13 protein-coding genes are annotated in these 13,989 nt (G+C 71.6%); 6 read left to right on the top strand and 7 right to left on the bottom strand.

Annotated elements, in window-relative coordinates:
- Nucleotides 1-49 precede the first annotated feature (49 nt).
- Nucleotides 50-1,327 (bottom strand): MFS transporter, encoded by a 1,278-nt coding sequence (locus A8W25_RS20040; RefSeq protein WP_199831784.1) that lies wholly within the window; start codon nt 1,325-1,327, stop codon nt 50-52.
- Between the two features lie 92 nt (nt 1,328-1,419).
- On the opposite strand from A8W25_RS20040, the gene A8W25_RS20045 reads away from it, so the two are divergent.
- Nucleotides 1,420-1,935 carry a MarR family winged helix-turn-helix transcriptional regulator gene (locus tag A8W25_RS20045; RefSeq protein WP_067164262.1) on the top strand — a complete coding sequence of 172 codons (516 nt, stop codon included), beginning with the start codon at nt 1,420-1,422 and terminating at the stop codon, nt 1,933-1,935.
- 75 nt (nt 1,936-2,010) lie between these two features.
- Here the strand turns inward: A8W25_RS20045 and A8W25_RS20050 are convergent, their stop codons facing one another.
- The 5 genes from A8W25_RS20050 to A8W25_RS35780 all read right to left on the bottom strand — a co-directional run bounded on the left by A8W25_RS20050 (nt 2,011) and on the right by A8W25_RS35780 (nt 6,458).
- The gene (locus A8W25_RS20050; protein ID WP_067163335.1) at nt 2,011-2,769 is read right to left on the bottom strand and encodes a succinate dehydrogenase iron-sulfur subunit; all 759 of its coding nucleotides are present in this window, start codon (nt 2,767-2,769) and stop codon (nt 2,011-2,013) included.
- Nucleotides 2,769-4,523, bottom strand: coding sequence for a succinate dehydrogenase flavoprotein subunit (gene sdhA, locus A8W25_RS20055; RefSeq protein ID WP_067163337.1), 1,755 nt, complete (start codon nt 4,521-4,523; stop codon nt 2,769-2,771). The genes A8W25_RS20050 and sdhA overlap by 1 nt, the downstream gene beginning before the upstream one ends.
- A 31-nt stretch (nt 4,524-4,554) precedes the next feature.
- Complete coding sequence (locus tag A8W25_RS20060; protein WP_067163339.1) at nt 4,555-5,031, bottom strand: succinate dehydrogenase hydrophobic membrane anchor subunit; 477 nt, start codon at nt 5,029-5,031, stop codon at nt 4,555-4,557.
- Nucleotides 5,032-5,039: 8 nt separating this feature from the next.
- Nucleotides 5,040-5,420 carry a succinate dehydrogenase, cytochrome b556 subunit gene (gene sdhC, locus A8W25_RS20065; RefSeq protein WP_079126190.1) on the bottom strand — a complete coding sequence of 127 codons (381 nt, stop codon included), beginning with the start codon at nt 5,418-5,420 and terminating at the stop codon, nt 5,040-5,042.
- Nucleotides 5,421-5,636: 216 nt separating this feature from the next.
- Nucleotides 5,637-6,458: a 2-oxo-4-hydroxy-4-carboxy-5-ureidoimidazoline decarboxylase gene (locus tag A8W25_RS35780; RefSeq protein ID WP_420708486.1), complete on the bottom strand. Its 822-nt coding sequence runs from the start codon at nt 6,456-6,458 to the stop codon at nt 5,637-5,639.
- 202 nt (nt 6,459-6,660) lie between these two features.
- Here A8W25_RS35780 and A8W25_RS20075 point away from each other — a divergent pair, with 202 nt between their 5' ends.
- The 4 genes from A8W25_RS20075 (at nt 6,661) to A8W25_RS20090 (ending at nt 10,973) form a co-directional block, all read left to right on the top strand.
- Entirely contained in the window at nt 6,661-8,244 is a 1,584-nt protein-coding gene (locus A8W25_RS20075) for a family 20 glycosylhydrolase (protein ID WP_067164267.1), read from the top strand.
- A gap of 54 nt (nt 8,245-8,298) precedes the next feature.
- A complete protein-coding gene (locus A8W25_RS20080; protein WP_067163342.1) occupies nt 8,299-8,889 on the top strand; it encodes an RNA polymerase sigma factor in 591 nt (196 codons plus the stop codon).
- Between the two features lie 291 nt (nt 8,890-9,180).
- Nucleotides 9,181-9,822 carry an RNA polymerase sigma factor gene (locus tag A8W25_RS20085; RefSeq protein ID WP_067163344.1) on the top strand — a complete coding sequence of 214 codons (642 nt, stop codon included), beginning with the start codon at nt 9,181-9,183 and terminating at the stop codon, nt 9,820-9,822.
- On the top strand, nt 9,822-10,973 hold the full coding sequence (locus A8W25_RS20090) for a hypothetical protein (RefSeq protein WP_067163345.1): 1,152 nt from the start codon (nt 9,822-9,824) through the stop codon (nt 10,971-10,973). The genes A8W25_RS20085 and A8W25_RS20090 overlap by 1 nt, the downstream gene beginning before the upstream one ends.
- Before the next feature lie 194 nt (nt 10,974-11,167).
- Here A8W25_RS20090 and A8W25_RS20095 read toward each other — a convergent pair whose 3' ends face one another.
- The gene (locus tag A8W25_RS20095; protein WP_067163347.1) at nt 11,168-12,052 is read right to left on the bottom strand and encodes a L,D-transpeptidase family protein; all 885 of its coding nucleotides are present in this window, start codon (nt 12,050-12,052) and stop codon (nt 11,168-11,170) included.
- 93 nt (nt 12,053-12,145) lie between these two features.
- On the opposite strand from A8W25_RS20095, the gene A8W25_RS20100 reads away from it, so the two are divergent.
- On the top strand, nt 12,146-13,747 hold the full coding sequence (locus tag A8W25_RS20100; protein ID WP_067163349.1) for an acyl-CoA mutase large subunit family protein: 1,602 nt from the start codon (nt 12,146-12,148) through the stop codon (nt 13,745-13,747).
- The last annotated feature ends 242 nt before the right edge of the window (nt 13,748-13,989 follow it).

The raw sequence follows: 13,989 nt of genomic DNA on the forward strand, positions 1-13,989 counted from the left end.
TCCTTCTCGAAGCCTTCTTGAACACGTTCAAGAAGCTGATGTCTGGAGACTAGACCTCTTTTTGAACATGTTCAAGCTCGGGTTCGGGCGGGGACTCGGGCGTGCGGGAGAGCGCGGGGGCGTCAGCGACGGGGCGGCCGAACCGGCGCACCCCCGGCACCGCCGCCGTCGCCAGACAGGTCCCGCCCACCACCAGGGCCGCGGCCAGCAGCGGCACTTCGGGGCCCCAGGCGTCGGCGGCGAGCGGGGCGAGCGCGTACCCGACGGGCATCGCCGCCAGCGAGAGCAGCCAGTCGTACGAGGTGACGCGGGCCAGGATGTGCGCGGGGATGGCCGACTGCACCGAGGTCTCCCAGATCGGCGAGAGGAAGCCGAGGCCCGCCTGGGCGATGCCGTACGCGGCGATGGTGAGCGGCGCCGGGGCGGAGACCGCGAGCAGGGTGAGCGGCAGGGCGTAGGTGGCGAGCCCCAGATTGGCCGTGAGGATCGGCCGCCTCGGCCGGGCGCGCCCGGCGGCCAGCGAGCCGAGCAGCAGGCCCACCGCGCCCGTCTGGAGGAACGCCACCCAGAACGTCTTGCCGTCGAACTGCTCGAAGGCGATGGCCGGTCCGAGCGTCATCAGGACGGCGGCGGCGCCGTTCCAGGCGGAGTGGGCGAACAGGCTGGTCCAGTACCAGTCGCGCGAGCGCACCTCGCTCCAGCCCTCCTTGAGGTCGGCGCGGAGCGAGCGCCGGACCGGCGGCACGTGCCGCACCCGGAGCGCGCTCAGCAGCGCCGCGCTGACCGCGAAGGACGCGGAGTCCAGGACGAAGGCCCAGCCCGGGCCCGCCGTGAGGATGAGGACGCCCGCGAGCGCCGGGCCGCCCAGCCGGGTGGCGCTGCCGACCACGCCCATCAGGGCGTTGGCGCGCCGCCGGTTCTCCTCCTCGACCGTTCCGGTGAGCAGCGGCGCCATCGCGGGCATCGCGAACGCGGAGGCGGCGCCGCCGATCGCCTCGGCGAGCGCGATCTGCCACAGCCGCGGGTCGCCGCCGAGCAGTTCGACGCCGACGAAGAGCTGGGCGGCGCAGCGGACGAGATCGGTGGCGAGCGCGACCGTACGGGCGTTGAACCGGTCGCCCGCGACGCCGCCGACCGGCAGGAGCAGCAGCTTGGGGACCATCGAGCAGCCGAGCACGATCGCGAGGTCGGAGGCGGAGCCGGTCGCCATGTAGACGGCGAGGGCGAGCGCGGCCGGGATCACGGCGTCGCCGAGCAGGGACAGGGAGCGGCCGATGAAGAACAGCCGGAACGCGCGCGTGCGCAGGGGGTGGGGCAGTGGTGGCATACGGAGAATGTATTTCGGCACCGAATAATTCGTCAACGAAATATTCGGCGCCGAAGGAGCTGGTGGGGTTCCCGCATACGTACGATCAGGGCATGGAGCGCGCAGACGGGGCCGAGGGGAAGCGGGACTGGACCGACGGGCATGTGGAGCGGTGGCTGCCCGTCATGCCGGGGCTCGACCCGGTCGTCGAGGGTGCGGTGACCCGGATGAAGATGCTCTCCGGCCACCTCAGGCGGGTACGGGAGCGGTCCCTGGTCGACTTCGCGCTCGACCGGCCGGAGTTCGACACGCTGCACAAGCTGGCGGGGCGCGGGGGGACGGCGACGCCGTCGCAGCTGGCGACCGACCTCGACCTCGCGCCCGCGTCCGTCACGGGGCGGCTGGACGCGTTGGAGCGGCGCGGGTTCGTACGCCGGACGCCGTCCACGACCGACCGGCGACGGGTCCACGTCGAGCTCACGGAGTCGGGCCGGGCCACGTGGATGGGGGCGATGGACATGCTGGGGGACGAGGAGTCCCGGGTGCTGGGCGCGCTGTCGGCGGACGAGCGCGTCCAGTTGAACGACATGCTGCGGCGCATCATGGTCGTCGCGGAGGCGCGCGGCTGAGCGCTGGACGCGGTACGCGAAGGCCCCGCCTCCCGGAACGGGAAGCGGGGCCTCGTACGGCGTACTGCTCGGGAATCAGAAGCGGCGCGTGATCAGTGCGCGCTTGACTTCCTGGATCGCCTTGGTGACCTCGATGCCACGCGGGCAGGCGTCCGTGCAGTTGAACGTGGTGCGGCAGCGCCACACACCGTCCTTGTCGTTCAGGATCTCCAGGCGCTGCTCCGCGGCCTCGTCACGCGAGTCGAAGATGAAGCGGTGCGCGTTGACGATCGCCGCCGGGCCGAAGTACTGGCCGTCGTTCCAGAACACCGGGCACGAGGACGTGCACGCGGCGCACAGGATGCACTTCGTGGTGTCGTCGAAGCGCTCGCGGTCCTCGGCCGACTGCAGACGCTCGCGCGTCGGCTCGTTGCCCTTGGTGATGAGGAAGGGCATCACGTCGCGGTACGCCTGGAAGAACGGGTCCATGTCCACGACCAGGTCCTTCAGGACCGTCAGGCCCTTGATGGCCTCGACCGTGATCGGCTTCTCAGGGTTGATGTCCTTGATCAGCGTCTTGCACGCGAGCCGGTTCTTGCCGTTGATCCGCATCGCGTCCGAGCCGCAGATGCCGTGGGCGCAGGAGCGGCGGAAGGTGAGCGAGCCGTCCAGTTCCCACTTGATCTTGTGGAGACCGTCGAGCACGCGCTCCTTGGGGTCGATCTCCAGCTGGAAGTCTTCCCACATCGCCTCGTCCGAGATCTCCGGGTTGAACCGGCGGATCCGGAAGGTGACCGTGATGAGGTGGGAGGACGTGGAGTCGGCCTCAAGCTTGTCCAGGGTCGGGGTGGCCATCAGTACTTACGCTCCATCGGCTGGTAGCGGGTCTGGACGACGGGCTTGTAGTCGAGTCGGATCGAGTCCTTGCCGCCGTCCGCGACCTCGCGGTACGCCATGGTGTGGCGCATGAAGTTGACGTCGTCGCGGTTGGGGTAGTCCTCGCGGTAGTGACCGCCGCGGGACTCCTTGCGCGCCAGGGCGGACACGGCCATGACCTCGGCCAGGTCGAGCAGGTTGCCCAGCTCGATGGCCTCCAGGAGGTCGGTGTTGAACCGCTTGCCCTTGTCCTGGACCGAGACGTTCTTGTAGCGCTCGCGGAGCTCCGCGATCTTCTCCACGGCCGTCTTGATCGTCTGCTCGGTGCGGAAGACCATGACGTTGGCGTCCATGGTCTCCTGGAGCTCCTTGCGGATCACCGCGACCCGCTCGGTGCCGGTCGACGCCAGCAGGTTCTTGACCTGGTTCTGCACCAGCTCGGCCGGGTTCTCCGGCAGCTCCGCGTAGTCGGACTTCGCCGAGTACTCCGCCGCCGCGATGCCCGCGCGCTTGCCGAACACGTTGATGTCCAGGAGCGAGTTGGTGCCCAGGCGGTTGGCGCCGTGCACCGACACACAGGCCACCTCGCCGGCCGCGTACAGACCCGGGACGACGGTGGTGTTGTCCGACAGGACCTCACCCTCGACGTTGGTCGGGATGCCGCCCATGGCGTAGTGCGCGGTGGGCTGGATCGGGATCGGGTCCGTGTACGGCTCGATGCCGAGGTACGTACGGGCGAACTCGGTGATGTCCGGGAGCTTGGCGTCCAGCTGCTCCGGCGGGAGGTGCGTGAGGTCGAGGTAGACGTGGTCGCCCTCGGGACCGCAGCCGCGGCCCTCACGGATCTCGGTGTAGATGGAGCGCGAGACGACGTCACGGGACGCGAGGTCCTTCATGACCGGCGCGTACTTCTCCATGAAGCGCTCGCCGTCCTTGTTGCGGAGGATGCCGCCCTCACCGCGGGCGCCCTCCGTCAGCAGGATGCCCATGCGCCAGATGCCCGTCGGGTGGAACTGGAAGAACTCCATGTCCTCCAGCGGCAGGCCTCGGCGGTAGCAGGCGGCCTGGCCGTCACCGGTCAGGGTGTGCGCGTTGGAGGTCACCTTGAAGAACTTGCCGGTGCCGCCGGACGCGTAGATCACGGACTTCGCCTGGAAGACGTGGATCTCGCCGGTCGCGAGCTCGTAGGCCACCACACCGGCGGACGTCTTGACGCCGTCGACCTCGGTGATGAGCTGGTCGAGCACGTAGAACTCGTTGAAGAACTCCACGCCCTCCTTGACGCAGTTCTGGTACAGCGTCTGGAGGATCATGTGGCCGGTGCGGTCCGCGGCGTAGCAGGACCGGCGGACCGGCGCCTCGCCGTGGTTGCGCGAGTGGCCGCCGAAGCGGCGCTGGTCGATGGTGCCGTCCGGGGTGCGGTTGAACGGCAGGCCCATCTTCTCCAGGTCGAGGACCGCGTCGATGGCCTCCTTCGCCAGGATCTCGGCGGCGTCCTGGTCGACCAGGTAGTCACCGCCCTTGACCGTGTCGAAGGTGTGCCACTCCCAGTTGTCCTCCTCCACGTTGGCGAGCGCGGCGGCCATGCCGCCCTGCGCCGCGCCCGTGTGGGAGCGGGTGGGGTAGAGCTTCGTCAGCACCGCGGTGCGGCTGCGCTTGGTGGACTCGATGGCCGCGCGCATGCCCGCGCCACCGGCGCCGACGATGACGGTGTCGTACTTGTGGATCTTCATCAGAGAATTCCTCAGTCCCTCAGCCCGTGGCCTAGCGGATGTTCGGGTCGAAGGTGAAGATCACCAGCGTGCCCAGCAGGACGGTGAACACCGTGGCGGTGTAGAGCAGCATCTTCAGCCAGAAGCGGGTGTTGTCCCGCTGCGCGTAGTCGTTGATGACCGTGCGCAGGCCGTTGGCGCCGTGCAGCATCGCGAGCCACAGCATGGCCAGGTCCCAGACCTGCCAGAACGGGTTGGCCCAGCGACCCGCCACGAAGGCGAAGCCGATCTTGGAGACGCCGCCGTCGAGCACCAGCTGGATGCACAGGTGGGTGACGACCAGGACGACCAGGACGACGCCGGACAGCCGCATGAACAGCCAGCCGTACAGCTCGAAGTTGGTGCGGGTCGACTTCGGCGTCTTCTTGGTCCGCTTGCGCGGGGCCTCGATGAGCGGCGCCGGGTTGTCGGCGTCGTACAGGCTCGCGCCCTCGACCTCGCCGATCGCGGAAGTGGTTTCGGCAGACATGTCAGACCTCAGCTCCCGAACAGTTCACGTGCGGCGTGGCCGAGCACGGGCAGAATCGCGCCGATCATCAGGATGAGCCAGATGATCACGACGGACCACAGCATCTGCTTCTGGTAGCGGGGGCCCTTGGCCCAGAAGTCGACCGCGATGATGCGGAGACCGTTGAGCGCGTGGAAGAGGATGGCGGCGACGAGGCCGTACTCCAAAAGAGCCACGATGGGCGTCTTGTAGGTAGCGACGACCTTGTCGTAGTCCTCGGGGGAGACACGCACGAGGGCGGTGTCGAGGACATGGACGAACAGGAAGAAGAAGATGAGGACACCGGTGACTCGATGAGCCACCCACGACCACATGCCTTCCCGGCCGCGGTACAGCGTTCCAGCCGGCACGGAAAAACCCTCCGGGAGCGGGGACTAGGGCCGGCCGGCTTGACTGTCGGTCTGACCCGGCCGGGTACGGTCCACCGGCCCCGGTCATCGTAGCGACGAGATGTCGGTTCGTTCGCGCGGGGTCCTCAGGTGTGATCAAACAGGCAATCAATCTGCCACGGACGGGCTAGGGACAGGGCCGGACGGGCCGTCACGGGGCCGGTGGTGGGCGCGGGTTCAGCGGGGCGCGCCCGCTGTGTCCGGTTCTGGATGGTTGGTCATGAGATGGGTGAGCCGGGCACGGGCGAGTCGGCGCAGCTCGTCGGCGGCGATGGCCCGCTCCTCGTCCTGCTCGTTGGTCATCCGCACCCGGATGCCCCCGAGCATCTCGTTCAGGTGTTCGGTGGGTCGCCGCCCGGCCAGACAGATCACGAAGGCGTGCCCGAACCGGCTCTCGTACGCGGCGTGCGCGGCCCGCAGCGCGGTGTGGGCCGACTGCGGGGCCGTGGCGTCGAGGCCCGGGGAGCGCTCCTCGGCCAGTGCCTCGGTGAGGTCGTCGGGGGAGAGGTCGTAGCTCGCCTCGTCGGCCGCGGCGAGCAGGGCGTCCAGATCCGGGTAGGGGCGGTGGGCGGCCATCCGCAGGGCCCAGCGGCGGCTGGCGCAGCAGGCGAGCAGCACGGCTTCGGCGGCGGGCCCGGGGGCGCGGTTGAACCGCGTCAGACCGTCCTCGGCCGGGCCGGGGCCGGGCTCGTGGTCCGGCCCGGAGTCCGCCTCGAAGTCGGGTGCGAAGTCGGGTGCGAAGTCCTGCTCGCGGACCGGTTCGTACGGGCCCGGGATGACCGGGTTGGTGTAGGTCTGGCCCGGTATGGCCGGGCGGCCCCTGGTACGGGGAGTGTGATGAAGTGGCGGCGGTCGCTTCCGGGGGCCGGCGTGGGAATCGCTGGACAGCGTGGGCTCCTCGAACGAACGACGAACGGCGGCCGGCGACGGCTTCGTGCGCGCGCCGGCGGGAGACAGCTGGAGAGGCGGGAGGTGAAGAAGAGGTGGGAGTGCCGCCACGCTATCGATGCGCGGTGGAGGGTGCCCGACGGTTGCGCGAATTTCACCCGGACGTGAGGGGTGGGATGCGCATGGTGGACGCCTCCCGGGCTCCCCGCCTCTCCTTCGCCGAGGTTGTTCCCGTATGGGAGGATTCAGAGTGATGTCGCAGTCCAGGAGTGCCGGCGGCGCCGACGGCGCCCGCGGTGACCGGACGCCCCGGATGAGCCGGGGCGCCCTGGTGGCACGCGTCGCCGTCGCGGCGGCGGCCGCCCTCGCGCTCACCGTGGTGGTCTGGCCCGAGGACGACACCCACGGCGGCCACGGCGGCCGGGTCGACCCCAAGCCCGGCGCCTCCTCCTCGCCCGCCCAGATCTACCCGATCTCCTCGCCGCCCCGCACGATCCCCTCCGTACGGCAGCACGAGCCCGCCCGCGGCCCCGGCTTCCGGCCCGTCGCCGGCACCCGCGTCGTCGTTCCCAGTGGGAGTGAGGCGCTCGCGGACGAGGCGCAGCTGCTCGCGGGGGAGCTCGACAAGGAGTATGTGCAGGGCGCGGCGCCCCGGCCCGGCGACATCGAGCTGGCGCTGGACCCGAAGGCCAAGGCCACCCCCGAGTCGTACACGCTGGCCGCCCGCGAGCGGACCGTGCGGATCACCGGCCCCGACGAGGCCGGGGTCTTCTACGGCACCCGCACCCTCAAGCAGGCGCTGCGCGACGGCGGGGTGATGCCCGAGGGCGTCGTCGAGGACTGGCCCGACCGCCCCCAGCGCGGGCTCAACCTGGACATCGCGCGCAAGCCGTTCACGGCCGGCTGGATCGAGGGCCGGCTGCGCGAGATGGCCGACCTCAAGCTGAACCAGCTCGGGCTGCACTTCTCCGACGACCAGGGCTTCCGGATCGAGTCCTCCTCGCACCCCGAGGTCGTCTCGCGCGACCACCTCAGCAAGCGCGAGGTCGAGCGGATCGTGGCGCTCGCCCGGCGGCTGCACATCGAGGTGGTCCCCGAGATCGACTCGCCGGGACACCTGGGCGCGGTGATCAAGGCCCACCCCGCGCTCGGGCTGCGCGGCGCGAGCGGGCGCACCGTCCCGGGCGCGGTCGACATAGCGAACCCGGACGCGGCGCGGATCGTCGACGACCTGCTGCGCGAGTACGCGGATCTGTTCCCCGGCGCCTACTGGCACCTCGGCGGCGACGAGTACCTCGCCCTGACCGCCAAGGACCCGGCGGCCGCCTATCCGGGCCTGGCCGCCGCCGCACGCGCCAAGTACGGCCCCAAGGCGGGCATAGCGGATCTGGCGACCGGCTGGCTCAACGACCGGGCGGCGGTGCTGCGCCCGTACGGCAAGAAGTTCAAGGCCTGGAACGACGGCTACTTCAAGGGCACCTCCGTCGCCCCCGACCCGGCCCGCGAGGTCGAGTACTGGACCGGCAAGGAGCTCGGCGCCCGCCCGCCCGAGGAGTACCTGGGCGAGGGCCGCAGAACGGTCAACCTCAACGACGAGTACCTGTACTACGTCCTGGGCGAGCCCAACGCCTTCAAGTACCCCACCGGCCGGCGCATCTACCAGGAGTGGACGCCGCTGGTGCTGCGCGGCACCAAGCCCGTCGCCGCCCGCTACTCCGACCAGGTGCTCGGCGCCCGGTTCGCCGTCTGGTGCGACTACGCCGGCGCGCAGACCCAGGACCAGGTGGCCCGGGGCATCCGGATGCCGCTGCGCGCCCTCGCCCAGAAGCTGTGGGACCCGCGCACCCCGGCGCTGGACTGGGAGGAGTTCAAGGAGCTCGCCGACAAGCTGGGGTGAGCCCCGCCCGGGCCCCGCTGTGACACTTCCGGCCGCCCGCGCGCAGAACAGACCATGGGGGGTCGGGACCAGGGTCGTGGCCGGATACGGACCGACGACGCGGAGCTCGGGGCGGCCGTCGCACGTGCCCAGGAGGGGGACGAGCGGGCCTTCGCCGTCGTCTACCGGCTGGTTCATCCGGGGCTGCTCGCCCAGATGCGGGCGCTGGTGGGGCCGGAGGCCGAGGACGTGGCGTCCGATGCGTGGCTGGAGATCGCCCGTGACCTGGGGCGGTTCCGGGGCGACGGGGCGGGCTTCCGCGGCTGGGCAGCGACCATCGCACGCCACCGCGCCCTGGACCTGCTGCGCCGCCAGCGGCGAAGACCGCGCACCGTCGGGCTCGACCAGGAGGCGCTTGAGCTGCCGGGCGGCCAGGACACGGCCGAGGCGGCCCTGGAGTTCCTGTCGACCCGCTGGGCGCTCCAGCTGATCGCCACGCTGCCGCGCGAGCAGGCGGAGGCGGTGCTGCTGCGGGTGGTGGCCGGGCTCGACGGGGTGGCGGCCGGGCGGGTCCTCGGCAAGCGCCCCGGGTCGGTGCGCACCTCGGCGCACCGGGGGCTGCGGCGCCTCGCGCAGGGGCTGGGGCCGGAGCGGGACCGGCCCTGACGGCGGCCGGGTACCCGCGGGGCTGCTGCGGGCGGCATGTGCGCGGAAGGACGGCCGGGGCCGCCACCCCCCACAGGAGAGGCCCCGGCCGTCTTCCGTCGGGGCCGTGTGGCGACCCCGTACTCCTCTCAGCGCCAAGGCTGCGTTTTCTGTCACACCGCGCTGTGTCAGCGAATTGTTGCGGGTTGTACAAGTAATGGACTTAACCGCCGCCAAGGCCGTAGCGTGCTCCTTCGCGCCGGTCGGCGCGGCAGCGATGACCGGCTGCGACACCAGGGCAGGGTGCAGGGAGTGCAGGGGGAAGACGCGGAGCTGACCACCGCGATACTCGCGGCACAGGACGGCGACGAGAACGCGTTCCGTGTTGTGTACCGCGCGGTGCACCCACGCCTGCTCGGCTACACCCGCACGCTCGTCGGCGAGGCCGACGCGGAGGACGTGACGTCCGAGGCGTGGCTCCAGATAGCCCGCGACATCGAGCGGTTCAGCGGCGACGCGGACCGGTTCCGCGGCTGGGCCGCCACCATCGCCCGCAACCGGGCCCTCGACCACATCAGGATGCGCGGCCGGCGCCCCGCCGTCGGCGGTGACGAGACCGAGCTGACCGGTCGCGCCGCCGACTCGGACACCGCGGGCGAGGCGATGGAGTCCCTCGCCACCGGACGTACGATGGCGCTCATCGCGCAACTCCCGCAGGACCAGGCCGAGGCCGTGGTGCTGCGGGTGGTGGTCGGACTCGACGCCAAGACCGCGGCCCAGACCCTCGGCAAGCGGCCCGGCGCGGTGCGGACGGCCGCGCACCGCGGCCTCAAGCGGCTGGCCGAACTGCTGGGGACGGAGAACGCCCCGGCGGATCTCGGCGGTGTGCCGCCGCAACGGAACCGGTCGTGCGGTGTGACGCAATCGGGCGCGCCGACGCAGAAGGACATGTGATGGCCGACGAGCGCCACGAATGGCTGGACGAGGATGTCGCGGAGCGGTTGCTGCGCGGCGAGAACGTCGTTCCCGCCGACGACCGCGCCCGCGAGCAGGCCGAACGGCTCTCCGCCGTGCTGCGCGCGCTGGCGGGTCCGGACGTACGGCAGGCCATGGAAGCCCCGGCCGCCCGTGAACTGCCGGGCGAGGCGGCCGCGCTGGCCGCGTTCCGCCGGGCCCGCGCCGAGGCCGGTGCCCCCTCGGGCGCCCTGGCCGACACGGTCGTACGGGTCGGCCGCGAGCGCCGTGGCACCCGTGCGCCCCGACGGCTGCGGCCGGTCCGCTTCGGTCTGGCCGCCGCGCTGGCCGGATGCGCCCTGGGCGGCGTCGCCATGGCCGCCGGGACCGGAGTGCTGCCGGGCCTCGGCGCCGCAGACGAGCCGGTGGCGTCCGTGTCGGCCGCCACCCCAGGGCCGATCTCCTCGGACTCGCCGTCGGCACGCACCGGCGCCCCCGTCACCCCGCGGTCGCCCACGCCGGACCGCAGCCCGTCGGGCCGGGCGGCCACGCCGGGCGCCACCTCGTCGGGCTCGGCCGAGCCGCCGAAGGCGACGCCCGACACCACGGCGACGAGCGAGGGCAAGCAGGGCGACTGGGCCACCAAGAAGGTCGAGTACTGCCGGGACTTCCGCTCCGGTCGCCTCGACCAGACGCGCCGGCATCGGCTGGAAATCGCCGCTCTGGGCGCCGCGCGGGTGAAGCAGTTCTGCGACAGCGTGATCGAGGAGGCGGAGCGCGGAGGCAAGGGCGGCTCCGGAGGCAAGGGCGACTCGGGCGGCGAGGGCGGCTCCGGCGACGACAAGGGGGATGGCCATGGCGGCCACGGCGGTACCTCCGGAGGGCGCGGCAGCCGTGACGGCTCGGTCCTGAAGCTGCCCACGGTGAGCTGGTCGACACCGCCCACGGGCGGCTCACCTGCGCTCCCCGGGCTGCCGGGCGTTCCCGGCGCGGGCGACGCCGACCGGAGCGGTCCGACCCTGCCGCCCGCCGTGCCGGTCGCCCCGCCGGCCTCCCGCGCGCTCCCGAAGCAGCACCCGACGGCGCTGCTCGGCGCGGCCGTGCCGGGCGCCCACCGGGCGCTCGCACACGGGCTCGACCGACTGGTGTGACACTTTTCGGCCCGCCGACGCAGTAAGAAGTGAGCCGACTGGTCATCGGCGGCGCACAGAGCCGGGGTTCCCCCCGTACCCAAGGCTCGGCGCGAACGGCGCGGGCGGGACACGTTCCCCCGGTCCCGCCCGCGCCCTCCCTCTTCGGCCGAGCCGCCACCCGGCCCGGCCACCGGATCACCCGGACGACCGGGTCACCAGTAGATGACGACCTTGTCGTTCACCTTCACCTGGTCGAAGAGCTTGGCGAGCTTGGCCTTGTCGCGCACGTTCACACAGCCGTGCGAGGCACCCGCGTAACCGCGCTTGGCGAAGTCCGACGAGTAGTGCACGGCCTGGCCGCCGCTGAAGAACATCGCGTACGGCATGGGCGTGTGGTAGATCGACGAGACGTGGTTCTTGCTCTTCAGGAAGACCTTGAAGGTGCCCTCGCGGGTCGGCGTGTACTGCGAGCCGAACCGCACGTCCATCGAGGACTGCACCTTGCCGTTGACCACCCAGTTGAGCGTGCGGGTGGTCTTGCTGATGCACAGTACGCGCCCGGTCATACAGCGCTTGTCCAGCTTGGTCTTGGGCTTGTTGACGGCCTTCCCGGCGAGCTCGTCGCGGGTCGGCCTGGTCGTCATGTCGGCCAGCTTCTGCCAGGTGGTGGCGTCGGCCGAGCCGGTCGCGGGCAGTCCGCGCTTGCCCTGGAAGCCCTTGACGGCGGCGGTGGTGACGCTGCCGTACGTACCCGTCGGCGTGTCGTCGAACCAGCCGACCTGGGCGAGGCGGGCCTGGAGCTCGGTGACCTGGGCGCCCTTGGCGCCGGCGGCCATCAGCACCTTCGGCTGCGGCCTGGCGGCCGTGCCGGCGGAGGCGGACGGGGCGACGGCGGCGTCGGCCTGCCCGGCGCCGTTGGCCTGGTTGTCGTTGGCGGTGTCCGCCGACGGCGCCGAGGAAGGCGCGGCCGCCGCGGGCTTCTGGTCGGCGGCCCCCGACGCCTTGTCCGACTGGGCGCCGCACGCGGCCGTCACGGTCAGGACCGTGGCGGCGGCGAGCGTTCTGGCTATGACAGTGGTGAGATGGTTCCGGCGCATGGTCGCCCCCCTGATATTCCCTCTGGTGCCCCCAGAGACTGTTTCCCGGCCCGAACGGTTGCAACAAGCCGTCGAGGAAGCGAGGCGGAACACATGGCGCGCGAGTCGGACGGTGCCCGGCGCACCGAGAGCGGTCTGCCCCTCGACCCGGTCTACGGGCCGGAAGCCCTCGACGGATGGGACCCCGTCCGGCGGCTGGGCGAGCCGGGCGGGTATCCGTTCACCCGGGGTGTCTACCCGACGATGTACACCACACGCCCCTGGACCATGCGCCAGTACGCCGGGTTCGGCACGGCGGCCGAGTCCAACGCCCGCTACAAGCAGCTGATCGCCAACGGCACCACCGGCCTGTCGGTCGCCTTCGACCTGCCCACCCAGATGGGCCACGACAGCGACGCGCCGCTCGCCCACGGCGAGGTCGGCAAGGTCGGGGTGGCCGTCGACTCGGTGGAGGACATGCGGGTCCTGTTCGACGGCATCCCGCTGGGCGGGGTCTCGACCTCGATGACGATCAACGCGCCCGCCGCGCTGCTGCTCCTGATGTACCAGCTGGTCGCCGAGGAGCAGGGCGTGCCCGCGCGCGAGCTGACCGGCACGATCCAGAACGACGTGCTCAAGGAGTACATCGCCCGGGGCACCTACATCTTCCCGCCCAAGCCGTCGCTGCGGCTGGTCGCGGACGTCTTCCGGTACTGCCGGGCCGAGCTGCCGAAGTGGAACACGATCTCGATCTCCGGCTACCACATGGCCGAGGCGGGCGCCTCGCCCGCGCAGGAGATCGCCTTCACCCTGGCCGACGGCATCGAGTACGTCCGCACGGCGGTCGCGGCCGGGATGGACGTCGACGACTTCGCCCCGCGCCTGTCGTTCTTCTTCGTCTCGCGCACGACGCTCCTGGAGGAGGTCGCCAAGTTCCGTGCGGCGCGCCGGATCTGGGCGCGGGTGATGCGGGAGGACTTCGGCGCGAAGGACCCCAAGTCGTGGATGCTGCGCTTCCACACCCAGACGGCCGGGGTGCAGCTGACCGCCCAGCAGCCCGAGGTGAACCTGGTCCGGGTCGCCGTGCAGGGCCTGGCGGCGGTGCTGGGCGGCACCCAGTCGCTGCACACCAACTCCTTCGACGAGGCGATCGCGCTGCCCACGGACAAGAGCGCGCGCCTGGCCCTGCGTACGCAGCAGGTCCTCGCGTACGAGACGGACGTGACGGCGACCGTCGACCCGTTCGCGGGCAGCTACGTCGTGGAGTCCATGACCGACGACGTGGAGGCGGCGGCGCTCGCGCTGATGGAGCGGGTCGAGGACCTGGGCGGCGCGGTGGCCGCGATCGAGCACGGCTTCCAGAAGGGCGAGATCGAGCGCTCGGCGTACCGGATCGCCCTGGAGACCGACGGCGGCGAGCGGGTGGTGGTCGGGGTCAACCGCTTCCGGCTCGACGCGGAGGAGCCGTACGAGCCGCTGAGGGTGGATCCGGCGATCGAGGCCCGCCAGGCGGCCCGGCTGGGCCGGCTGCGGGCCGAGCGCGACTCTTCGGCCGTCGCCTCGGCGCTGGCCGCGCTGCGGGCCGCGGCGGGCTCGTCCCAGGAGAACGTCCTCTACCCGATGAAGACGGCGCTGGCCGCCCGCGCGACGGTGGGGGAGGTCTGCGACGCGCTGCGGGGGGTGTGGGGGGCGTATGAGCCGACCGAAAGGTTCTGATTTGCGCCCGGCCTTCACCTGCGGGCCGGTGGGGCCCCTTCTGGGCCCGGTGTTTGTCTGCGGGCCGGTGGTGGGCTGGTCGCGCAGTTCCCCGCGCCCCTTAGGTAGTCGGCCTCAGTCGGAGAGCCCGGTTCAGCCACGGGCTTTAGGCCGAGAGCCCAGCTCAGCCACAGTCCTTTAGGGGCGCGGGGAACTGCGCGGAGAACCACCCACGGTCCGCAGATCCGGAGGGTTCAGGGGCG

Source organism: Streptomyces sp. ERV7, from assembly GCF_001653515.1.
Lineage (GTDB): Bacteria > Actinomycetota > Actinomycetes > Streptomycetales > Streptomycetaceae > Streptomyces.

Coding starts and splice junctions, on each gene's coding strand:
- A8W25_RS20090 (WP_067163345.1), top strand. CDS start 9,822: ATGGCCGACGAGCGCCACGAATGGCTGGACGAGGATGTCGCGGAGCGG.
- sdhA (WP_067163337.1), bottom strand. CDS start 4,523: ATGAAGATCCACAAGTACGACACCGTCATCGTCGGCGCCGGTGGCGCG.
- A8W25_RS20080 (WP_067163342.1), top strand. CDS start 8,299: ATGGGGGGTCGGGACCAGGGTCGTGGCCGGATACGGACCGACGACGCG.
- A8W25_RS20040 (WP_199831784.1), bottom strand. CDS start 1,327: ATGCCACCACTGCCCCACCCCCTGCGCACGCGCGCGTTCCGGCTGTTC.
- A8W25_RS20075 (WP_067164267.1), top strand. CDS start 6,661: ATGAGCCGGGGCGCCCTGGTGGCACGCGTCGCCGTCGCGGCGGCGGCC.
- A8W25_RS20050 (WP_067163335.1), bottom strand. CDS start 2,769: ATGGCCACCCCGACCCTGGACAAGCTTGAGGCCGACTCCACGTCCTCC.
- A8W25_RS20100 (WP_067163349.1), top strand. CDS start 12,146: ATGGCGCGCGAGTCGGACGGTGCCCGGCGCACCGAGAGCGGTCTGCCC.
- A8W25_RS20045 (WP_067164262.1), top strand. CDS start 1,420: ATGGAGCGCGCAGACGGGGCCGAGGGGAAGCGGGACTGGACCGACGGG.
- A8W25_RS20060 (WP_067163339.1), bottom strand. CDS start 5,031: ATGTCTGCCGAAACCACTTCCGCGATCGGCGAGGTCGAGGGCGCGAGC.
- A8W25_RS20095 (WP_067163347.1), bottom strand. CDS start 12,052: ATGCGCCGGAACCATCTCACCACTGTCATAGCCAGAACGCTCGCCGCC.